This window comes from Rhizobium leguminosarum, from assembly GCF_019798305.1.
Lineage (GTDB): Bacteria > Pseudomonadota > Alphaproteobacteria > Rhizobiales > Rhizobiaceae > Rhizobium > Rhizobium leguminosarum_U.
The window spans coordinates 19,319-40,095 of sequence record NZ_JAAXDD010000007.1 but is presented as its reverse complement, the minus strand read 5'-3'; the positions used below and the strand labels follow the sequence as shown (position 1 = coordinate 40,095).

Annotated in this window: 17 protein-coding genes; 1 reads left to right on the top strand and 16 read right to left on the bottom strand. The window is 61.6% G+C overall.

Going from position 1 to position 20,777, the window contains the following annotated elements; translation table 11 throughout:
• Positions 1-37: 37 nt before the first annotated feature.
• From HFO99_RS13800 to HFO99_RS13775, 6 genes are all read right to left on the bottom strand, one after another.
• The gene (locus HFO99_RS13800; RefSeq protein ID WP_164579363.1) at positions 38-1,036 is read right to left on the bottom strand and encodes an ABC transporter ATP-binding protein; all 999 of its coding nucleotides are present in this window, start codon (positions 1,034-1,036) and stop codon (positions 38-40) included.
• A gap of 18 nt (positions 1,037-1,054) precedes the next feature.
• Complete coding sequence (locus HFO99_RS13795) at positions 1,055-1,885, bottom strand: carbohydrate ABC transporter permease (protein ID WP_222250345.1); 831 nt, start codon at positions 1,883-1,885, stop codon at positions 1,055-1,057.
• A gap of 1 nt (position 1,886) precedes the next feature.
• A complete protein-coding gene (locus tag HFO99_RS13790; protein ID WP_222310120.1) occupies positions 1,887-2,759 on the bottom strand; it encodes a carbohydrate ABC transporter permease in 873 nt (290 codons plus the stop codon).
• A 139-nt stretch (positions 2,760-2,898) separates the two neighbouring features.
• Positions 2,899-4,209 carry an ABC transporter substrate-binding protein gene (locus HFO99_RS13785; protein WP_222250350.1) on the bottom strand — a complete coding sequence of 437 codons (1,311 nt, stop codon included), beginning with the start codon at positions 4,207-4,209 and terminating at the stop codon, positions 2,899-2,901.
• A 146-nt stretch (positions 4,210-4,355) separates the two neighbouring features.
• Entirely contained in the window at positions 4,356-5,309 is a 954-nt protein-coding gene (locus HFO99_RS13780) for a sugar-binding transcriptional regulator (protein WP_222250352.1), read from the bottom strand.
• A gap of 150 nt (positions 5,310-5,459) precedes the next feature.
• Positions 5,460-6,038, bottom strand: coding sequence for an exopolysaccharide biosynthesis protein (locus tag HFO99_RS13775; RefSeq protein WP_196767119.1), 579 nt, complete (start codon positions 6,036-6,038; stop codon positions 5,460-5,462).
• A 396-nt stretch (positions 6,039-6,434) separates the two neighbouring features.
• Between HFO99_RS13775 and HFO99_RS13770 the strand changes: the two genes are divergently transcribed.
• Positions 6,435-7,346 (top strand): ROK family protein, encoded by a 912-nt coding sequence (locus HFO99_RS13770; RefSeq protein ID WP_222361798.1) that lies wholly within the window; start codon positions 6,435-6,437, stop codon positions 7,344-7,346.
• A gap of 51 nt (positions 7,347-7,397) precedes the next feature.
• Here the strand turns inward: HFO99_RS13770 and HFO99_RS13765 are convergent, their stop codons facing one another.
• The 10 genes from HFO99_RS13765 to HFO99_RS13720 all read right to left on the bottom strand — a co-directional run bounded on the left by HFO99_RS13765 (position 7,398) and on the right by HFO99_RS13720 (position 20,609).
• Positions 7,398-9,308 carry a beta-N-acetylhexosaminidase gene (locus tag HFO99_RS13765; RefSeq protein ID WP_222361796.1) on the bottom strand — a complete coding sequence of 637 codons (1,911 nt, stop codon included), beginning with the start codon at positions 9,306-9,308 and terminating at the stop codon, positions 7,398-7,400.
• Between the two features lie 229 nt (positions 9,309-9,537).
• A complete protein-coding gene (locus HFO99_RS13760; protein ID WP_222361794.1) occupies positions 9,538-12,681 on the bottom strand; it encodes an efflux RND transporter permease subunit in 3,144 nt (1,047 codons plus the stop codon).
• Between the two features lie 27 nt (positions 12,682-12,708).
• Entirely contained in the window at positions 12,709-13,848 is a 1,140-nt protein-coding gene (locus HFO99_RS13755; RefSeq protein WP_222361792.1) for an efflux RND transporter periplasmic adaptor subunit, read from the bottom strand.
• A gap of 50 nt (positions 13,849-13,898) precedes the next feature.
• On the bottom strand, positions 13,899-14,507 hold the full coding sequence (locus tag HFO99_RS13750; RefSeq protein WP_222361790.1) for a TetR family transcriptional regulator: 609 nt from the start codon (positions 14,505-14,507) through the stop codon (positions 13,899-13,901).
• Positions 14,508-14,775: 268 nt separating this feature from the next.
• Positions 14,776-15,207, bottom strand: a complete 432-nt coding sequence (locus HFO99_RS13745) for an OsmC family protein (RefSeq protein WP_017967997.1) — start codon at positions 15,205-15,207, stop codon at positions 14,776-14,778.
• A 207-nt stretch (positions 15,208-15,414) separates the two neighbouring features.
• On the bottom strand, positions 15,415-16,194 hold the full coding sequence (locus HFO99_RS13740; protein ID WP_222361788.1) for an SDR family oxidoreductase: 780 nt from the start codon (positions 16,192-16,194) through the stop codon (positions 15,415-15,417).
• Positions 16,195-17,085, bottom strand: coding sequence for an aldose 1-epimerase (locus HFO99_RS13735; RefSeq protein WP_222361786.1), 891 nt, complete (start codon positions 17,083-17,085; stop codon positions 16,195-16,197).
• Entirely contained in the window at positions 17,082-18,032 is a 951-nt protein-coding gene (araH, locus tag HFO99_RS13730) for an L-arabinose ABC transporter permease AraH (protein ID WP_222361784.1), read from the bottom strand. The genes HFO99_RS13735 and araH overlap by 4 nt, the downstream gene beginning before the upstream one ends.
• Positions 18,033-18,049: 17 nt before the next feature.
• On the bottom strand, positions 18,050-19,555 hold the full coding sequence (gene araG / locus HFO99_RS13725) for an L-arabinose ABC transporter ATP-binding protein AraG (RefSeq protein ID WP_222334021.1): 1,506 nt from the start codon (positions 19,553-19,555) through the stop codon (positions 18,050-18,052).
• A gap of 70 nt (positions 19,556-19,625) precedes the next feature.
• Complete coding sequence (locus tag HFO99_RS13720; protein ID WP_222361782.1) at positions 19,626-20,609, bottom strand: arabinose ABC transporter substrate-binding protein; 984 nt, start codon at positions 20,607-20,609, stop codon at positions 19,626-19,628.
• Positions 20,610-20,777 lie beyond the last annotated feature (168 nt).

Here is a 20,777-nt window from a genome sequence, read left to right as displayed (position 1 = left end):
TCCGGCTCACATGCCTGCCCCAGCCCGGCAGCCTGCTTCAGATGGCAAGGCCGCCCTCGTTGAATTTGTGAATGCGCGAACGGTCCGGTGTCAGATAGACCGTGTCTCCCGCTTTCGCCGCGAAATCGCCGCTGCCGCGCGCCGTCAACATGCCGATGTCCTCGGCATCGATATGCAGGAAGGTGTCGGAACCGAGATGTTCGGCGACCACGACCCTGCCCTTCCAGTCGCCGCTCTCCATCGACAACAGCATATGTTCGGGACGAATGCCGATCGTATGGGCGCCGAGCTGGACCGCATGTTGGCCTGTGATGAAGTTCATCTTGGGCGATCCGATGAAGCCGGCGACGAAGAGGTTGCGGGGGCGGCTGTAGAGTTCGAGCGGCGAGCCGACCTGCTCGATATTGCCCCTGTTCAAGACGACGATCTTGTCGGCCATGGTCATCGCCTCGACCTGGTCGTGGGTGACATAGACCATCGTCGTCTTCAGCTGCTGATGCAACTCGCTGATTTCGAGGCGCATGTTGACGCGCAGCGCCGCATCGAGGTTCGACAGCGGTTCGTCGAACAGGAAGGCCGAAGGCTGGCGCACGATGGCGCGGCCGATCGCGACGCGCTGGCGCTGGCCGCCGGACAATTGGCGCGGCTTGCGCTCGAGATAGTCGGTGAGGTTCAGCACCCGGGCCGCATCCGTCACCTTGCGGTCGATCTCCGCCTTGTCGACGCCGGCCATCTTCAGCGGGAAGGCGATATTGTTGCGCACGCTCATATGCGGATAAAGCGCATAGGACTGGAACACCATGGCAAGGCCACGCTCCGAGGGCGCCTTTTCGGTGGCATCCCGGCCGTCGATGACGATCTTGCCGCCGGAGACGTCCTCAAGCCCGGCGATCAGCCTGAGCAGCGTGGACTTGCCGCAGCCCGACGGGCCGACGAAGACGACGAACTCGCCGTCCTTGATGTCGAGATCGATCGACGGGATGACCTTGGCTTCGCCGAAGACCTTGGAAACCTTCTGAAGGGTAATGCTGCCCATGTTTCTCTCCCTTTTACGTTATTTCACAGCGCCGAAGGTCAGGCCGCGGACGAGTTGTTTCTGGCTGAACCAGCCAAGGATCAGGATCGGCGCAATCGCCATCGTCGATGCCGCCGAAAGCTTGGCGTAGAACAGGCCCTCGGGGCTGGAATAGGAGGCGATGAAGGCCGTCAGCGGCGCCGCCTTCGAGGCGGTGAGGTTGAGCGTCCAGAACGCCTCGTTCCAGGCAAGGATGATGTTCAAAAGCAGCGTCGAGGCAATGCCGGGCACGGCCATCGGCGTCAGCACATAGACGATCTCCTTCATCAGCGACGCTCCATCCATGCGCGCCGCTTCGAGGATCTCGCCGGGGATTTCCTTGAAGTAGGTATAGAGCATCCAGACGATGATCGGCAGGTTAATCAGCGTCAGCACGATCACCAGGCCGGTGCGCGTGTCGAGCAGACCGGAATTGCGGAACATCAGATAGATCGGGATCAGCGCGCCCACAGGTGGCATCATCTTGGTCGACAGCATCCACATCAGCACGTCCTTGGTCCGCTTGGTCGGCGAAAACGCCATCGCCCAGGCGGCCGGAATGGCAATGATCAGGCCGATCAGCGTCGAGCCGAAGGAGATGATCACCGAGTTCATGAAGTGGCTGAGATAGTTCGACCGGCTCTGCACCTCGGCGTAGTTTTCCGTCGTCCAGTGGAAGAACAGGAACTGCGGCGGCGAGGCGATGGCGTCGGCTTCCGACTTGAAGCTGCTCAGGAACGTCCAGAGAATCGGGAAGAAGATCAGGATGCCGAGCGTCCAGGCGATCGCGGTGACGATGAGCTTGCGCTTCGTTGTAACTTTTCTGGCCATCTCAAGCCTCCAGATTCTTGCCGACGAGGCGCACGAGGAAGATCGCGACGATATTGGCGAGAATAACAGCCACGATACCGCCGGCCGATGCCCCGCCGATATCGAACTGCAGCAGCGCCTGGGCATAGACGAGATAGGTGAGGTTGGTGCTGTCGGTGCCCGGCCCGCCATTGGTGGTGACGAGGATTTCGGCAAAGACCGAAAGCAGGAAGATCGTCTGGATCAGGATCACCACGGTGATGGCACGCGCCATGTGCGGCAGGATGATGTAGATGAACTTCGAGATCGGACCGGCGCCGTCCATTTCGGAGGCTTCCTTCTGCTCTTCGTCGAGCGACTGCAGCGCGGTCAGCATGATGAGGGTGGCAAAGGGCAGCCACTGCCAGGCGACGATCAGAATGACGGAAAACAGTGGCGCATTCGCCAGCCAGTCGATCGGCTGCAGGCCGAGCGCCTTGGCAAGATGGGCAAACAGGCCGTTGACCGGGTTCATGAACATGTTCTTCCAGACGAGTGCTGCCACCGTCGGCATGACGAAGAACGGCGCAATCACCAGGATGCGCACGATGCCCTGACCGTACATCGGCTGGTCGAGCAGCAGCGCAAAGGCGATGCCGCCGATGACGGTGATCAATAGAACGCCGGCGACGAGCAGCAGCGTATTGATCAGCGCGGCGATGAAGGCCGGATCGGACAGGAAATATTCGTAGTTCAGAAAACCGACGAAGCTTTCCATGCCGGGGCTGAGCAGATTATAGTTCAGCAGCGAGAAATAGATCGTCATCACAAGCGGGACGATCATCCATGCAAACAGCAGCAGCACGGAGGGCGCAATCATCAGGCGCGCGGCGGAGCGGGTATGTAAGGTTGCCATGGCAATCACCGATCTGGACTGAAGCGGGGAGCGGCCGCAAGGCAGCTTTGTCTGAAAAAAGCGGCCGCCGATGCAGTTCGGGCAATCGGCGGCCCAGAGGGGCGGAATGTCAAGTATCCCGCCTCTTGCTCAGGAGGTTTTATTTAATGTAGCCGGCCTTGGTCATTTCGCGGGTTGCCAGCTGCTGTGCGCTCTTCAGCGCCTGGTCGACCGAAAGCTGGCCGGCAAGGGCTGCCGAGAACTGCTGGCCCACTGCCGTGCCGATGCCCTGGAATTCCGGGATCGCCACGAACTGGACGCCGACATAGGGAACCGGCTTGACGGTCGGCTTGGTCGGATCGGCCGACTCGATCGAGTCGAGTGTCATCTTGGCGAACGAAGCCGCCTTCTGGTAGTCCGCATTCGCGTAGAGCGATTTGCGAGTTCCCGGAGGTGCGTTCAGCCAACCTTCCTTCTCGGCGACGAGGTTGCTGTATTCCTTGCTCGTTGCCCAGGCGACGAACTTCTCAGCAGCTTCGGCCTTCTGGGTACCTGCCGGGATGGCGAGGCTCCAGGCCCAGAGCCAGTTGCCGCGCTTGCCGAGACCCTTGTCCGGGGCGAGCGCGAAGCCGACCTTGTCGGCGACCTGCGACTGCTTCGGATCGGCGACGAAGGAAGCGGCAACCGTTGCGTCGATCCACATGCCGCACTTACCGGTCTGGAATAGCGCCAGGTTCTCGTTGAAGCCGTTGGAGGAGGCGCCCGGAGGGCCTGCATCCTTCATCAGCTTGACGTAGAAGTCGAGCGTGTCCTTCCATTCCGGCTGATCGAACTGCGGCTTCCACTTCTCGTCAAACCAGCGTGCGCCGAAGGAATTGGACATGGCCGTCAGGAAGGCCATGTTCTCACCCCAGCCGGCCTTGCCGCGAAGGCAGATGCCGTAGATTTCCTTGTCCTTGTTGGTGATCTTGCGGGCAGCGTCCGCTACGAAGTCCCAGGTCGGCGCGTCGGGCATCTTCAGGCCGGCAGCTTCGAACAAGTCCTTGCGGTACATGACCATCGAGCTTTCGCCATAGAACGGCGCAGCATAGAGCTTCCCGTCTACAGTCAGGCCGCTGCGGATTGCCGGCAGCAGGTCGTCGACGTCGTAGTTGGCGCCGAGATTGTCGAGCGGCAGCAACCAGTTCTGTTTTGCCCAGATCGGAACTTCATAGGTGCCGATCGTCAGAACGTCGTACTGGCCGCCCTTGGTCGCGATGTCGGTCGTGACCTTCTGGCGCAGCACGTTTTCTTCGAGGGTTACCCATTCAAGGTCGATGCCGGGATTCTTCGCCTTGAAATCATCCGTCAGCTTCTGCATCCGGATCATGTCGCCGTTGTTCACGGTCGCGATTGTCAGCGTCTCGGCCGAAGCCATGCCGGCAAACGCCAGTGCTGAGCAGGCGCCCAGCAGAAAAGTTCTCAATGTCATAATCTTCCTCCCAGAAGATGGGGTGTGAGCATTCGCTTCGCTCATGGGCAATTACTCAACAAACGATAAAGAATGTCAATCGGCAATCGTTGCTGCAACGCCGAAGGCAGTAGTGATCCCCTTGATTTAGATAGCATATTTTTTGCTCAGCTCTTGAGCAAAAACTCGGCCGTCTCTTCGTCAGTGATCAGAGCATTGATTTGATGACCGATAACGGCGGCCCTGATCGCCTTGAACTTGCGCTTGCCCTTGGCCAGCCCAATGACCATCGACGCATCGCGGGACGGGATCGGGGCAGACGCGACGCGCTCGTTGATCGGGTTGTCGATCAACTTGCCGTCGACATCGAAGATCCAGCCGCAGATCTCGCCGACGGCACCCCCGCGCATCAGCTCCATCATCTCGTCCTTCTCGAGAAAACCATCGACGCAGAGCGGCCCATCGATGCCGAGCTCGCCGATGCCGACGAAGGTGACATCGGCTTGCGCGCTCATATTAAGCGTCGAGCGCACCAGCTGCTGGCCATGCAGCAGCTCCCGCTCCTCCGCCGAGGTGACGAGCACCGGCAACGGCATCGGATAGTGCCGCGCCTTCACGGCATCGGCCATGCTGAAGATGACGTTGTAATAGGCGGCCGATCCGTCCGGGGCGATATTGCCGGTCAGCGAAACGATGCGGTGATTGGGACATTCGATCGCCGGAAGCTGGTCGACGGCCGCCTTCAGCGTGCGGCCGGTACCGATGGCGAGTACGATCGGCTCCGGCCGTTTCAGCCACCGCTCGATCTCGGCCGCGGCCGCCTCGGCAATACCGACCGTCGTCGACGACGACGCGGGATCGCTCGGCACCACCTCCACATGTTTCAGCCCGAATTTCCGACGCAGCTGATTGCCGAGTTCCAGGCAGGCGGCGATCGGATGATCGAGCCGCACCTTGATCAGGCGCTCGGCGACCGCCAGCGACACCAGCCGCTGCGCCGATTGTCGTGAAATGCCCATCGCCGCGGCGATTTCATCCTGCGTGCGCCCGGCGACGTAATAGAGCCAGCCGGCACGCGCCGCATCGTCCAGCCGTGCGGGGGTCTCGGATCTTTTTACCATCTAATGCCTATCGCGCAAAGTGAGCCGGCGGGCCGGCGCCGAACATGATTTGAAACTGTATCGCGCCAGATCAAAACAAAAATCCGGCAAATGTCGAGCCTATTGCAAAGAGCCTCGCCAAATAACTGCCGTCACTCAAGCAAACTCCGTTTAGGCAAACCATTGCACGACGAGATAGATCGCCGCCTTCACGAGACCGTAAATCACCCCGCCGGCGACGACGAGCGACACGGCCGTCATCACGAAGCCGATGAGCGCGAAGAGACCGTCACGGCCCAATATGCCGAAAGCGAAGACCGAGATCGTGATCGCCGGCAGGATGTTGCCGAGCGGGACCGGCAGCAGCAGCACAATCGCCAGCAGCAGGCATGCCGCCCCGGCGAGATATTCCGCCGGCGGTTCGGCGAAGATCGCAAGCCGTGGTTTCAGCATGCGTTCGGCCCAGGCGAGCCAGCGGTGGATGCGGCCGACAATGGCCTCGAAATCCTCCCGGCGCATCGAACGGTTGGCAATCACCTTCGGTAGCCAGGGTTTCAGCCCGAAGGTCAGTTGCGCTGCGAGGAAGACCAATGGCGCCCCGAGCACGGCCGAAGTGCCTGGCGGAGTGGGAAAGGCGTTCGGAAGCGCGAAGATCAGCATCAACGCGCTGATCGCCCTGTCGCCCATCGTGTCGAACAGATCGCCGATCGAGATCCGTTCGCGGCTTTGATCGGCGGCCATTTGCCGCAAAATAGATGAGAGGCGGCGGCCTTTGGGACGTGGTCTTCGGATGGTACTGTTTTCTCTCGTATCGATGGGTCTGGCAGTTGATGAAAGTGTAGGGCCGGATTCTGGCGATGCAATATGCTAATTGAATGACTATCAGGGTTAGAAATTGCGGCTGCGATCGGAGCCCATAGGCTTGGGCTCACCAGACTTCTCCAACGTCTTGCCATGACGGATGGAAGACGGAAACCCGTCCCGCCTATCTGATCCCCCACCTGTGGGAGAAACGTCCGGCAGAACAGAGGAGGCGCCACACGGCACGACCCTAAACCCGGCGACACCGCCGCCGAATCAGCGCTTGAAAATCCCCCGCCAACAATGCAAGCAGACGCGGGAGACCAGAGAAACGGCAGAGTGGCAATGATCATTTCATTCGACATCGGCGGCACCGCCATCAAGGGCGGCATCGCTCGTTCCGAGACAGACATCGTTCCCCTCGGCCGCCGCCCGACGCCCAGGGATGATTTTGCCGCTTTCGTCGAGACCCTGCGCGACATCATCGCCGAAACCGGCGAACAACCGAACGGCATCGCCCTCTCCATCGCCGGCGTCGTCGATCCCGATACGCAGCGCCTGATTTGCGCCAACATTCCCTGCATCCACGAACGCACGCTTGGCGCCGATCTCGAAGCCGAACTCGGCCTGCCGGTGCTGATCGCCAATGATGCCGACTGTTTCGCGATGGCCGAAGCCGGTCTCGGCGCCGGCCGCGGCCACCGCATCGTCTTCGGCGCCATCCTCGGCACTGGCGTCGGCGGTGGCCTGGTCGCCGACGGGCGCCTCGTCAACGAGGCCGGCGGCTTTGCCGGCGAATGGGGTCACGGGCCGATCATCGCATCCGCGGTCGGCAACCCGCCCGTCGCCATTCCCGCTTATGCCTGCGGCTGCGGCCAGAGGGGCTGCGTCGACACCGTCGGCGGCGCCCGCGGCCTGGAGCGCCTGCACAAGACGCTGCACGATCTCGACCTTGCCAGCGAGGAGATCATCGCTCAGTGGCGCCATGGAGAGGAGAAGGCGACACGGACGATCGACGTCTATGTCGATCTCGTCGCCTCGCCCTTGGCGCTGACGATCAACATCACCGGCGCGACCATCGTGCCGGTCGGCGGTGGGCTTTCCAATGCCGAGCCGCTGCTTGCCGAGCTCGACCACGCGGTGCGCGCCCGCATCCTGCGCAAGTTCGATCGCCCGCTGGTGGTGCGCAGCGAATGCCGCATCGAACCCGGTCTGATCGGCGCGGCACTGCTGGGACTGAAGGCCGAGGCGGCCTGAAGCAATTCCACGAAAAGTGCGAAGCGATCTTCCGTCCGGAATTGCGATTCCTTAAAGCACCGGCCACATCCGCACGATCGCTGCGAACCGATCCCAGTCCTTGCGCGTCAAAGGCGTCCAGGCAGCCTCGGCGATTGCCGGCAGACGCGGAAAAACCAGCCGGTTGAAATAGGCGCGCGAGACGAAGTTCTCGGTCCAGATGCAGGCCTGGATGCCGCGCATCTTCCCTTGCAGCGCCTCCGGGAGCTCGCCCTCGGCCTCGTAAGCATAGGTGTGTTCCGGCGGTGCGTGGCCCGCCCAGCTGGCGCCCGGCTCGGCCCAGGCCTCCGCCTGCGCCATGTCGAGATAATAGGCTTGCCCCGGTGTCATCACCACGTCGTAGCCTTCTTGCGCGAGCTCGATGCCGACGGCGGGCTTTTCCCAGGCCATCAGCAGCGTGCCGTCGCGATCGACGCCGCCGCCATGCGAGACCTCGTTCCAACCGACGAGCTTCTTGCCGCGCTCCGACAGCATGGCTTTGATACGTTTCAGGAAATAGGATTGCAGCTCGGCAGTGCCGGCAAGTTTCTCCCGCTCCATCAGCACCTTGCAGAGCGGCGACGAAAGCCAGGAACCATGCGCCACCTCGTCGCCGCCGATATGAAGATATTCGCCGGGAAACAGCGTCACCATCTCGTCGAATACCTTGCCGAGAAATTCATAGGTGAATTCCACCGCCGGATTGAGGGCGTTGTTCGGATAACCCTGCACCGAGCGGTAACTGTCAGGCGCCTCCTGCCCGTCGACGAGTTCGGGTAACGAGAACAGCGTCGCCATGCTGTGGCCCGGAATATCGATTTCCGGCACCACTTCGATATGCAGCGAGGCTGCATGCGCAACGATCCACCTGGCGTCCTCCTGCGTGTAATAGCCGGAGCGCGTTTGCGCCCCGTCGCCGAGCTGCGGCACGAGCACTTCATCCGGCCCGTGCCGCGCGCCGATCTCCGTCAGCGCCGGATAGGCCTTGATCTCCAGCCGCCACGCTTCGTCGTCGGTCAGATGCCAGTGGAAGATGTTGAGCTTGTTCCAGGCGAGAATATCCATCAGCCGCACGACGTCTGCCACCGGACAGAACTGCCTGGACACATCGAGATGGCAGCCGCGCCAGTCATAACGCGGCTGGTCGGCGATTGTGCCGAAATTGGGGAATTTGAAGCGCTCAGGATCGGCGCGGGCGCCGTGCAGCAGTTGCGCCAGGCTGATCAGCCCGTAATGCCGCCCGGCCGCATCCGCACTCGAAAGCACGATCTCATGCGCCGTAAAACGCAATTCGTAAGCAAAGGCGGCGATCGACGATTCGGTGACGAAACGAATGGCCCGCCCGCCTTCGACGGCACTGAGCGAAAACGGCATATTGTCGGCCGGATAGAGCCGCTGGTAAAGCTCCAGAACCAGCGAGAGCGCCTTGACCGCATCGGGCCGCGTCCGCTCGGCCGGATAAAGGACGACCGGCAGCTCTCCCGCCTTTAGCCCGAGCGCCAGCGGCCAGGGCAGCAGCGAATAGGGTTCCTCGGCCCGGCCCGGCGGCAGAAGCGGCGGCGCCACGCCACCATCCCGGCCTTCGAGCATGAGATCGCCGAAAGCAGCAGAAACGTGGCGTCCGTCGTCAAGTGTCAGATAGGCCGACTTGACGCCCGATGTCATATGTTTCGGCGCCCTGGTCAGCCCCTCGACCGTGAACCGCCAGCGCCCGCCGGGCGGCACGCTTAGGTCTTCGGGCGGCAGGAATTCGTGGAAATGCGCGACCCGCCGCTTGAGGCTGCCGCCGTCGCAGACATGTTTGTCGGCAACCCGCGTCTCTGAGGTGTAGGCGAGCGAGAAGCCGGACAGCGGCTCGGTCGATAGATTGAAAAGCGTGAAGGTGAGGCGCCCGAAACTGCCCTCGATCGGGCTCCAGCTTGCTTCCAGATGGTAGTCGGCCATGGTCGTGCCCTGCCTCGTCGCTGAGTGGCCGGGATCGCGGTTGGTTTCCCGGCATGCTTTTGCAGCTTAGCTTTTTCGAGGCGGCAATGGAATCGGCGCCCGCGTCCGAGGCGGAGCGGACAGCGATGAGCCGTTCAAAGGCTGCCTGCCGAGCCGAGGCTAAGCAGCAGCGTGCTTTGACGGAGAGCTGACCCTGCAAGAAAACGGCGCGGCTTTCGCCGCGCCGTCCTCACTCTGCTGCCAACGCCGGCGGATGTCTGTCATCCGCCTCTTCCTGGATGGCGTCGGCATGCTCGCCCGGCTCGTCCTTTGCCTTCGGCTCCCGGCCGAAGAAAAGAGCGTAACCGGCGGGCAGAACCAGGATGGTGAGCACCGTCGCAACCAGGATGCCGCCCATCATCGCGTAGGCGAGCGGACCCCAGAAGACACCGCGCGAGATCGGGATCAGCGCCAGCACGGCGGTCAGCGCCGTCAGCATGATCGGCCGGAAACGTCGCACGGCGGCACCGACGATCGCCTCCTGCCGGTGCATGCCGGCCCTGATATCCTGATCGATCTGATCGACCAGGATGATCGAGTTGCGCATGATGATCCCGAGCAGGGCGATGACGCCGAGGATCGCCACGAAACCGAAAGGAGCGCCGCTGATCAGCAATGCGGCGGCCGCACCGATGATGCCGAGCGGTCCGGTGGCGAGCACCAGCATCGCTTTGCCGAAATGCTGCAGCTGCACCATTAGCAGTACGATGATGACGGCAAGCATGATCGGTGCCTTGGCGGCGATCGACATCTGGCTTTCCGCCGCATCCTCGGCGCCGCCCTGGATTTCGACATTGTAGCCGGCAGGCAGCCTGTCGCGCAGGTCCTTCATGTCGGCATACATCTTCATCACCACGTCGTTCGGCTGCACATCGTCAGGCAGCGTGGCGCGCACGGTGATCGTCGGCAGGCGGTCGCGCCGCCACTCGATGCCCTGCTCCATGACGGGCACGACCTTGGCTACCTGCGAGACCGGCACGAAGCCGCCAAAATCCGTCGGGACATAGACCGAGTTGACCGCCGACAGCAGCGAGCGGCTGGCACCCGGCTCGCGGGCGACGATCGAGACCGTCTCCTCGCCGTCGCGGAAATCGTCGAGCGCAGCCCCTGACATGGCGGTCTGCAGCATCTGGCGTACACGCTGCGAGGTGACGCCGAGTGCCCGGGCGCGGTCCTGGTCGATCACCAGCTTCATCTCCGGCACCTTTTCCAGCCAGTCGTCATGGATGGCGCCGAGCATCGGATTGGCCTGGAAGCGCGCCTTTACCTGATCGGCGATCTCCCTGACTTTCTGGCGGTCGGGTCCCATGACGCGCATCTGCACCGGCCAGCCGGTCGGCGGACCGAGAAAGAGGCGGTCGACCTTGCCGCGAATGTCGGGGAAGTCTTCCGCAAGCATCGTTCGCAGCTTGACGATCAGCCGCTCGCGTGCCGGCTCGTCATTGGCCATGACGAGCAGCTGGGCGAAGTTCGGATTGCGCAGTTGCTGGTCGAGCGGCAGGAAGAAACGCGGCGCGCCTTCGCCGATATAGGTGGCGATGAACCGCTTGTCGGGATCGTCCATCATCTTGGCTTCGAGCGCCTTTGCCTGCACTTCGACTTCCTTGATGCTGGTGCCCTCCGGCAGCCAGAGATCGACGAGGATTTCCGGCCGCGAGGATTGCGGGAAGAAATTCTGCGGAATGAACTGGAAGGCCCAAAGGCTGGTGACGAAGGTGCCGAGCGTGAGCAGCAGCACGATGACCCGGTGGCGCACCGCCCAGCCGACCGTGCCGCGCAACCGACGGTAAAAGCCGGTGTCGAAGGCGTCGCGATGCTCGCCCGCGTGATGGCGCTGCTTGAGGATCATATAGCCGAGCCACGGCGTGAAGTAGACCGCGACGAACCACGAAGTGACAAGCGCGATGCCGACAACGTAGAACAGTGACCGCACATATTCGCCGGCCGTCGAGGCGGCGAAGCCGACGGGAATGAAGCCGGCTGTGGTGATCAGCGTGCCGGTCAGCATCGGGAAGGCGGTCGAGGAATAGGCGAAGCTTGCCGCCTCGATCTTGACGAGCCCTTCTTCCAGCTTTCGCTCCATCATCTCGACGACGATCATCGCATCGTCGACAAGCAGGCCGAGCGCGATGATCAGCGCGCCGAGCGAGATGCGCTGCAGGTCGATGCCGAGTTCGTACATCAGCGCAAAGGTCGCGGCGAGCACCAGCGGAATGGCGATGGCGATGACGAGGCCTGATCGCCAGCCGATCGACACGAACGAGACAACCAGCACGATGATGAGAGCTTCGCCGAGCGCATGCATGAATTCGCTGACAGCATCCGTCACCACGTCGGGCTGGTTGGCGATCTGATCGACGGCAACGCCATAGGGCAGCGCCTCCTCGAAGCGCTGATAGGTCGCCTCCACGCCCTTGCCGACATCGGTCACATTGAAGCCCTTGGCCATCACGACGCCGACCTGAACGCTGTCGTGGCCGTTGAAACGGTACTTGCGCTGGTAGGGATCTTCGAGCCCGGAACTGACGGTGGCGATATCGCCGAGGCGCGTCACCTGACCGCCGGCGCGAAGGCGCAGTTCGCGGATATCCGCCGCCTTCTTCACGTCGCCTTCGACCGAGATGCGCACCGAGCGCAGGCCGGTATCGATCGAGCCGGCCGGATCGACATTGTTCTGGCCCTTGATGGCGTTCTGCAGATCGAGGATCGTCAGGCCGCGCTCGGCGAGCGCCTTGGATGAGACGTCGATATAGATCTTCTCAGGCTGGTCGCCGATGATGACCGCTTTCTCGACGCCCGGCGTCGTCAGCAGCATGTCGCGCGCCTGGATCGCGAATTTCTTCAGTTCCGGATAGGAATAGCCGTCGCCGCTGATCGAATGCAACGTGATGAAGGTATCGCCGAACTCGTCGTTGAAATAGGGGCCGAGCAGGCCCTGCGGCAGCTCGTTGGAGATGTCGCCGACCTTCTTGCGCACCTGGTAGAAGGCATCCGCCACCTCTTGCGAATTTGTGTCGCCCTTGACCTGCAGGGTGATGATCGCACTACCCGCCCGCGTGTATGACTTGACCCAGTCGATATGCGGCGTTTCCTGCAGCTTGCGCTCGATCTTGTTGACGACCTGATCTTCCATTTCCTGGATGGAAGCACCTGGCCAGATCGCCTGAACGACCATGACGCGGAAGGTGAATTCGGGATCCTCGCGCTGGCCCATGCGCATCAGGCCGAGTACGCCGGTGACGATGATCAGCCCGAAGAGGAAGCGGGCGATGCTCGGATGCCCGATCGCCCAACGCGACAGATTGAAGGGCCGCTTTTCGGTGGTGACGTCCATGGTCTTGTTTCCTATCCTATGGCGCGATCAGCGGACGGTCTGGTCGGTGGCGGCCAGGGCCGATTGCTGGTCCGGCACCTTCACCTTCAGGTTCTCGGTCATGAACTGCGTGCCGGCCGAAACGACGAGATCGCCGGCATCGAGGCCCTCGGTCACATGCACGCCGTCGCCGGTGAAATCGGCGACCTTGATGTCGCGGCCATGCACGGTCGCCGTGTCGCGGTCGACGGTCCAGACCATCTGCTTGCCGTCCTTCTCAGCCAGCGCACTGAGCGGGATCGAGACATAGCTGTTGCCATTGCTGACGTCCGCCTCGATCGTCGCGGTCATGCCGAGCAAGACGCGCGGATCGTTCGGCAGGCTCACCCGGACGGCGAAGGTGCGCGACTGCTGGTCGGCGCTGCCGGAAACTTCCCGCACCTTGCCGTCGAGCACCAGCCTGTCGTCGGCCCAGAAGCTTGCCTTGACTGTCTTGCCCGGTTTGAATTCGGCAATGTCGTTTTCCGGAACGGCGATCTGCACTTCCTTCTCGCCGTCGACGGCAACGGTGACAACGGCGGTGCCGGAACCGACGACCTGGCCGGTATCGGCATTAATCGCAGTGACGATGCCGTTCTGACCGGCCTTGAGCTCGGTATAGCTCACCTGGTTCTTCGCCTGATCGAGCGCGGAAAGTGCGGCATCGCGCTGTGAGATCGCCTGGTCATGGCTGAGCGAAGCCTGTTCGACCTGCGACTTCGGGGCGACGCTCTTGTCGAAAAGCTGCTCGGCGCGTTTGTTGACGAGATCGGTGGTTTCGACGCCCCTTTCCGCCGAGGCGAGATTGGCTTCCGCCGTCCGGACCGCCAGCTGGTAGTCCGTGGCATCGACGCGGGCGAGAACGTCGCCCGGCGTCACCCGGTCGCCGATATCGACGAGACGTTCGGTGATCTTGCCGGCGACACGAAACCCGAGGTTCATCTCCGTGCGCGCCTTGACCGAGCCCGAATAATCGAGCTTGCGCATGTCCCCGGCCTTGGCGATCTCGACGACCTTCACCGGCCGGATAACTTCCTTGACCTCAGCCTTCTCTTCCGAGCAGGCGGAAACGCCGATGCCGATGGCGCCCACGAGCACGAGACTGGCGACGGACGGCATGCGATGGCTGAGGGTCTCGAGCGAAAACATCTTCCGCACTCCTGGATCGTTTAGGGGGTTCCGACGGCGGCCGCCGTCCATTATTTCTTCAGCGCCCTGATCGCATAGCTGATCAGTTCGTCGACGCTCGCGCGATTGGTTTTGGCAAGACATTGCGCCACCATCTGCGGATGGCAGAGCGTGTTCGTCGCCGCGCCGAAGCAGCGCGAGGCAACGACCGGGTCCTGCTCGGCGAACTCGCCGGATGCAATGCCTTCGGCAATGATTTCGGCGAGGAGATCATGAACGCGGTCGATATGTTTTTCGATGACATGCCAGTCGCGCTCAATCGCGACGATGATCATCTCGTGCACCTTCGTCTCGTCGAGCATCACATCCAGCGTCCACTGATACTGGGTCTCGACATAGCGGCGCAGCCTTTCGCTGGCGCTGGCCGGCTGATGGCGGACGTCGTAGGCGATCTGATAGCACATGGCGAGCATGCGCCCGCAGAGCGCCTGGTGGATCTCTACCTTGGAGGCGAAGAAACGATAAATATTGGCCGGCGACATGCCGAGATCGCGGGCAATATCGGCCACCGTCGTCTTGCTGTAGCCATAGTGACGGAACAGCCGCTCGGCCGCATCGAGAATGCGCGTGACATTCTCCTGCCGCGTGATGTCGAGTGTATTTTCCGCGAGGTCGTTCATACGTTTTAAGGCCCAATTTTACGACTGACGATTTTCGAATTTCGTCAGTTGTAAAATATCAAACGTTACTTGTCAATATGCCGCAGCGCAGCACAAATTGCGGGACGCGCGCGATCCGGTGGAAGCGACAATCAAGCGGTGAGAAGGCCTGTACCGCCCGCGTCCTGCCGACAGCCGATGACTTCGGATAGGCGACCCGAGAATGCAGGCCACAAATGGAGAGTGCCGCGGCGAGAAGCGCGCGGCACTTCGTCAATGGAATGACGTGTCAGACGATCTTGACGTCCAGTGTGATCGGAACCGATGCAAGCGCCTTGGAAACCGGGCAGCCGGCCTTTGCCTTGTTGGCGAGTTCGGTGAAGGTCGCCTCATCGGCACCGGGAATACGGCCGGAGAGCGAGAGATGGATGGCGGTAATGGCAAAGCCGCCCTCCACACTTTCGAGCGTTACCTTGGCAGAGGTTTCCATATGCTCGGCGGTAAAGCCGGCTTCACCGAGGATCAACGACAGCGCCATGGTGAAGCAGCCGGCATGGGCGGCACCGATCAGTTCTTCCGGGTTGGTGCCGGCAACGCCTTCGAAGCGGCTCGCAAAGCCGTAGGGATAATCCTTCAGGGCGCCGCTCTGTGTCGAGATCAGGCCTTTTCCGTCCTTGAGGCCACCGGTCCAATGAGCCGAAGCCGTGCGATTGATCTGCATGCCGTCCTCCTGTTTTCAATTGTGTTTTCAGAGCATGATGCCGAAAAGTGTGCGCGGCTTTCGGACAACATCATGCTCTAACTGTTTCCAGAAGCGGCAGGGGCCGCTCCATGCCTGCGGGAGATCAGATAGCCTTCCCGATGGGCAATATAATGCTCTATATCGAGAAGACGACAGGCTTGTAAAAATAGCGAGATTGACGCCCCTTCAGGCGGAATGCTGCAGCACGCTGAGGCCGCCGTCGATCGTCAGGCATGTGGCATTGATGAACGGGCACTCGTCTGAGATCATGAACACGGCCGCCATGGCGATCTCCTCCGGCGTCGCGATGCGTCCGCCGGGATGCAGCTTCATCGTCTCGGCCTTAGCCGCCTCCGGATCGGGAAAGCTGTTCCAGTAGTCGATCACCTTCTGCGTCGAGACATAACCCGGCGCCAGCGCGTTGACGCGAATGTTGCGGGCCGCATATTCGAGCCCCAAGGATTTCGTCATTCCGAGCAGGGCGTGTTTTGCCAGCGGATAGGGAAACGTGTGCGGGATGATGGTGAAGGCGTGCGTCGAGGCAATGTTGAGTATGACGCCGCCGCCCTGTTCGATCAGGCCCGGCAGCACCGCCTTGCAGCAGTTCCATGCGCCCTTCAGATTGATGTCGAAGCAGCGGTTCCATTCCTCGTCCGTCGTCTCGAGCGGTTCGGCAAAGACATTGACCCCGGCATTGTTGACGAGCGCGTTCAGGTGACCGATTTCTTCATTCGCCTGAGCGACCAATGTCGTGATCGTCCCGGCATCGGTAATATCGGCCGGCAGATAGCCAAGTCGGCCGCCACTGCTCTGGAGCTCTTTCGCCGCCTGCGCCAGCAGCGCCGCATCGCGATCGACGAGAAAGACGGCAGCATCCTCCCGCATGAAAGCCTTTGCGATCGCAAGGCCGATACCCTGCGCAGCACCTGTTATCAGGATGTTCTTGCCCTGCAGGCGGCCGCTCATCTATCTCTCCTCCGGTTGAACCGGCAGCGTCGACATCAGCATCGTCACCGTGCCGGCGAGCGCCTCCCCCGGTGCAAGCGGCGTGAGCCCACCGAAATCAGGAAGGTGATGGCCGTTTGGCAGGTGGCTCATCGGCTCGAGGCAGAAGAAGTCGCTCCGGTTGACCGGCATATACAGCATAAAGCGATCGAGCGCACCGTCGGCTTCCAGCGCCGCCTGAAATCCAAGTTCCGGCCAGGCGATTGCCGCCCGCCCGTTCCAGCCCTCGAAGGCATTATTCATCCATCTCTGCGGCAAAAGCTTTTCCGATCTGAAATCGAAATAGTCCGGCACAGGGCCAGGCATCTCTGGCAGATGGTCCAGCCGCTCGCTCCAATAGCGATCGGCCGCAATCGTCAGTCGCGTCTTTGGCGTCCGCGCGAAGAAGGGATGTTGACCGAGCCCGAAAGGAAGAGCCGCTTCGCCGCGGTTTTCCACGGAAAGCCTCAGCACCAGAGCATCGCCGGTGAGACGGATCTCCTGCCGGGCAAGATAGGCATAGGGTGAAACCCCGTCGGCATTACGGGAAAAGGAGAACTGCGCATGCTCCGCGCTGGCATCTTCAAGCTGCCAGAAGCTGAGCCAGCCGTCGCCGTGCCGATAGAGCGGATCTGGAGTATTGGGCTGGAATGCATAGTCGCGGCCGGCAAAGGACATGGCATTGCCTTCCACGCGATTGCCGAACGGCACCATCGCGAAATTCGCCATCATTTCATCCGGCCCGCCGGCCGCCACGAGAAAGGGGATGCCTCGATAGGTCGCGGCGGTGACGGCGGCACCCCGACGGCTGACCCGGACGGCGAAATCGCCGTGCCTCAGTTCGATGTCATCGCCGGCTTGTCCCTGGTTCATGTGCGCCGTCCCGCAGCCGAAGACCTCAAATTGTCGAGCAGCACTGCGATCAGCAGGATCAGCCCGCGGACCACATACTGATAGAACGCCTGGATATTCAGGAGGTTCATCACGTTTTCGGCGATGCCCATGATCAGCACGCCGACGATGACGCCGCTTATCGCCGCCCGGCCCCCGGCCAGCGAAACGCCGCCGAGAACGCAGGCCGAAATCACCGAAAGCTCAAGCCCTGTCGCCGCATTCGGCTGGCCGGAGGTGATGCGCGAGGCAAGCAGGATGCCGGCAACGCCGCAGACGAGCCCCTGCAGCGCAAAAATCCAGATGCGCATATTGACGACGTTGACGCCGGCAAGCCGCGAGGCCTCCGGATTGCCGCCGATCGCCAGGGTGTTCTTGCCGAAGACGGTGCGGTTGAGCACGAAACCGAAAAGGATGAAAAGGATCAGCATGATCCAGATCGGCGTCGGCACGGTGAGAAATCGCGACAGGGCAAGCTGGTAGAAGGCGGGATCGTTGATGCCGACGGCGCGGCCATCGGAAGCGATCAGCGCCAGCCCGCGCACGATCTGCATGGTCGCAAGCGTGGTGATCAGCGCATTGATGCGAAACCGCGCAATGACGATACCATTGACGAAACCGACGACGGCGCCGCAAAGCAGGGCGGCGAGCAGCCCGACGGGAATGGAGCCCGTCGCATTCGAGACCATCACCGCGATCATGCCGGAGAAGGCGACGATCGATCCAACCGAAAGGTCGAAATCGCGCGACGCCAGGCAGAACATCATCGTGCAAGCAACGATGCCGATCGTGACGACCGATTGCAGCAGCCCCAGCATGTTTCGCTCGGTCAGGAAGTTCGGAACGAAAAGCGAGACGATCACGAAGGCAGCAGCGAAGATCACCACCAGCCCCTGTTCGCCGAGAAGGATTTTTTTCAACGAATTCATCGTCCGTATTCCTGGTTCTAAAGGGTGCCTGCGGCATTCTTGTCGGGAAGCGCTGCCGTCAGAATGCTGCGCTCGTCGAAATCCGGACGGGTGACATTGGCCGCCACCCTGCCCTGGCACATCACCATGATGCGATCGGAAATGCCCATGACTTCGGGCAACTCGCTGGATATGACCACGATCGCCATGCCGCCGGCCGCAAGTTCGTAGAGGATTTCGTAGATTTCCGATTTCGCCCCGACATCGATGCCGCGCGTCGGCTCGTCGATGACCAGCACCTTGATACCCTGCTCGGACAACCAGCGGCCGAGAATGACCTTCTGCTGGTTGCCGCCCGAGAGATTGATGATGTCCTGCTTGCGCGACGGCGTCCGCACCCGAAGCTTGGCGATGAACCGATCGGCCAGCGCCGCCTCTTGCCTCGGGCTCAGAATGCCGAAAGGCGAAAAATGCCGGCGCGACGAGATCGCGATATTCTCTTCGATCGATCGCCCTTGGACGATGCCGTCGAACTTGCGGTCCTCGGGGCAGAGCACCATGCCGGCATTGATCGCCGCTTTCGGATTGTTCGGCGAAACGGCAACGCCGTCGATCGTCACCTGGCCCTGATGCCTGGCATCAGCGCCGTAAAGCAGCCGCGCCATCTCGCTGCGGCCGGCGCCGATCAGCCCGAAGAAACCGAGGATTTCGCCCTGGCGGACGGAAAAGCTGATCGGATGGCGCAGCCTCGGCCCCGAAAGGCCCTTGACCTCCAGCCGTATGCCGCCGAGCGGACGTTCGCGCCAGCCCCAGACGTTGCTGATCTCGCGTCCGACCATTTCCGAGATGATCTGCTCGCGCGTGGTTTCGGCGATCTGAGGATGGTGGGCGGCAAGTTTACCGTCGCGCAGCACCGTCAAGCTGTCGCAAAGACGGAAGATTTCGTCGAGACGATGCGAGACGTAGAGAATGACCGTTCCCTGCGCCTTCAGTGTATCGATGAGCGAAAACAGGATTTCGCTTTCACGCGATGAAAGCGAGGAGGTCGGTTCGTCCAATGCAATCACCCGTGCATCGAGCATCACGGCCTTGGCGATCTCGACCATCTGCCGAGCGCCGATCGAAAGCGAGGCGACCTTGGCCGACGGATCGATATCGATGCCAATCTCTTCGAGCTTCGACCGCACCGTCTCGATCAGCGCCTTCGAATGGATGACGCCGCCCTTGGCCGGAAAGCGTCCGAGCCAGAGATTTTCGGCGACCGTCAACTCCGGAACGAGTTGCAGTTCCTGATGGATGACGATGACGCCGGCATGGAAGGCGTCACGGACTGACCCGTATCTCTGCTCCTCGCCGTCGATGAGGATGTTGCCGCCATCGGCGGCCTGATCGCCTGACAGTACCCGGATCAGCGTCGATTTACCCGCGCCGTTTTCACCCATCAAGCCGTGGACGGCACCCTTCTCGACAGTGAAGGACACATTCGCCAGTGCCTGCACGCCGGGATAACCCTTGGAGATATTGCTGAATTCGAGGAAAGCCATCATCGCTCCGCCGAGGAAGACCCGGCGGCACGCTAAGCGGCCGCCGGACGATATCATCTTGGAAGGACGATCACTCGATGCCAAGATCCTTGCGGACCTTTTCGTAATCGCCGCGCAGCGCCAGGGAACCGGAGGTCAGCGTCAGCTTTGCCGGCTCCTTGTCGTTGGCGATCCAATCATACATGTTGAGCGCCGTCTCGTAGCCGTGACGCTTCGGCGAGATGATGACGGTACCGAAGAAGCCCGTCGCCGCCGGCTTCTTGAATTCGTTGATCGCCGATTCCGCACCGCCGATGCCGACACCGATGACGTTGGCGGCCGGAATGCCGACCGATTCGGAGGCACGGACGGCGCCGAGGACGGCTTCGTCATTGAGGCCGAAGGCGACCCAGTATTTCACGTCGGCATGTTTGTTGAGAACAGTGGTCGCCGCGTTGAGCGCCGCTTCCGTATCGGTCTTCGCCTGCGGCGCGTCATAGATGTTTTCGGCCGGGAAGCCGGCGGATTTCAGCACCGAGATAACACCTTCGACGCGGTCGACCGCCGTCGGCAGCTGGTCGTAGGAGACGCGGACGGCGCCGACATTCTTCATGTCCCAGCCGCGCTTCTTGATTTCGTCGACGATCGCCTGGCCGACGGTCTCGCCGATCTTGGTGGCTGAAATGCCCATATGCGGCACGTCTTCCAGCGGCTTGCCGTCGGCGCTGACGAGGCGGTCGTCGACCGTCATCAGCTTCAGCTGGTTGGCTTCGGCCTTGGCGACGATGCCGGGGCCGAGCTTGACGTCGGGCGTGCAGATGATGAAGCCCTGCGCACCCTGGGCGCCGAGATTATCGATCGCCGATTGGACCTTCTCGCCGTCTTCGGCGCCGATCTTGACGACGGTGAAGCCTTTTTCCTTGGCGGCCTGGTCGGCGAATTTCCATTCGTCCTGGAACCACGGCTCCTCAGGCTGCTTGACGATAAAGCCTATCTTGACGTCCGCGGAAAATGCCGAGCCGGCTGCCAGAATGGCGAAAGTGCCAGCCAGAACGGCTGCTTTGAACAAGCGCATGTCTCTCTCCCTAAACTCTCAAAACCGAGCAGCTGCCTCCCAGGCAACGTCCAATGAATTATGATAAATCATCATACCAGTCAATTGCCAATGTATGATGATTGGAATAATAGGATTATTGACCAGGTGGCCGGGAGGAAGCGTCGCAAAGCGGATCGAATTCGGATA

Excerpts from the sequence above, each read along its gene's own strand:
- HFO99_RS13800 (WP_164579363.1), bottom strand. The coding sequence starts at position 1,036 with ATGGGCAGCATTACCCTTCAGAAGGTTTCCAAGGTCTTCGGCGAAGCC.
- HFO99_RS13795 (WP_222250345.1), bottom strand. The coding sequence starts at position 1,885 with ATGGCCAGAAAAGTTACAACGAAGCGCAAGCTCATCGTCACCGCGATC.
- HFO99_RS13790 (WP_222310120.1), bottom strand. The coding sequence starts at position 2,759 with ATGGCAACCTTACATACCCGCTCCGCCGCGCGCCTGATGATTGCGCCC.
- HFO99_RS13785 (WP_222250350.1), bottom strand. The coding sequence starts at position 4,209 with ATGACATTGAGAACTTTTCTGCTGGGCGCCTGCTCAGCACTGGCGTTT.
- HFO99_RS13780 (WP_222250352.1), bottom strand. The coding sequence starts at position 5,309 with ATGGTAAAAAGATCCGAGACCCCCGCACGGCTGGACGATGCGGCGCGT.
- HFO99_RS13770 (WP_222361798.1), top strand. The coding sequence starts at position 6,435 with ATGATCATTTCATTCGACATCGGCGGCACCGCCATCAAGGGCGGCATC.
- HFO99_RS13765 (WP_222361796.1), bottom strand. The coding sequence starts at position 9,308 with ATGGCCGACTACCATCTGGAAGCAAGCTGGAGCCCGATCGAGGGCAGT.
- HFO99_RS13760 (WP_222361794.1), bottom strand. The coding sequence starts at position 12,681 with ATGGACGTCACCACCGAAAAGCGGCCCTTCAATCTGTCGCGTTGGGCG.
- HFO99_RS13755 (WP_222361792.1), bottom strand. The coding sequence starts at position 13,848 with ATGTTTTCGCTCGAGACCCTCAGCCATCGCATGCCGTCCGTCGCCAGT.
- HFO99_RS13750 (WP_222361790.1), bottom strand. The coding sequence starts at position 14,507 with ATGAACGACCTCGCGGAAAATACACTCGACATCACGCGGCAGGAGAAT.
- HFO99_RS13745 (WP_017967997.1), bottom strand. The coding sequence starts at position 15,207 with ATGCAGATCAATCGCACGGCTTCGGCTCATTGGACCGGTGGCCTCAAG.
- HFO99_RS13740 (WP_222361788.1), bottom strand. The coding sequence starts at position 16,194 with ATGAGCGGCCGCCTGCAGGGCAAGAACATCCTGATAACAGGTGCTGCG.
- HFO99_RS13735 (WP_222361786.1), bottom strand. The coding sequence starts at position 17,085 with ATGAACCAGGGACAAGCCGGCGATGACATCGAACTGAGGCACGGCGAT.
- araH (WP_222361784.1), bottom strand. The coding sequence starts at position 18,032 with ATGAATTCGTTGAAAAAAATCCTTCTCGGCGAACAGGGGCTGGTGGTG.
- araG (WP_222334021.1), bottom strand. The coding sequence starts at position 19,555 with ATGGCTTTCCTCGAATTCAGCAATATCTCCAAGGGTTATCCCGGCGTG.
- HFO99_RS13720 (WP_222361782.1), bottom strand. The coding sequence starts at position 20,609 with ATGCGCTTGTTCAAAGCAGCCGTTCTGGCTGGCACTTTCGCCATTCTG.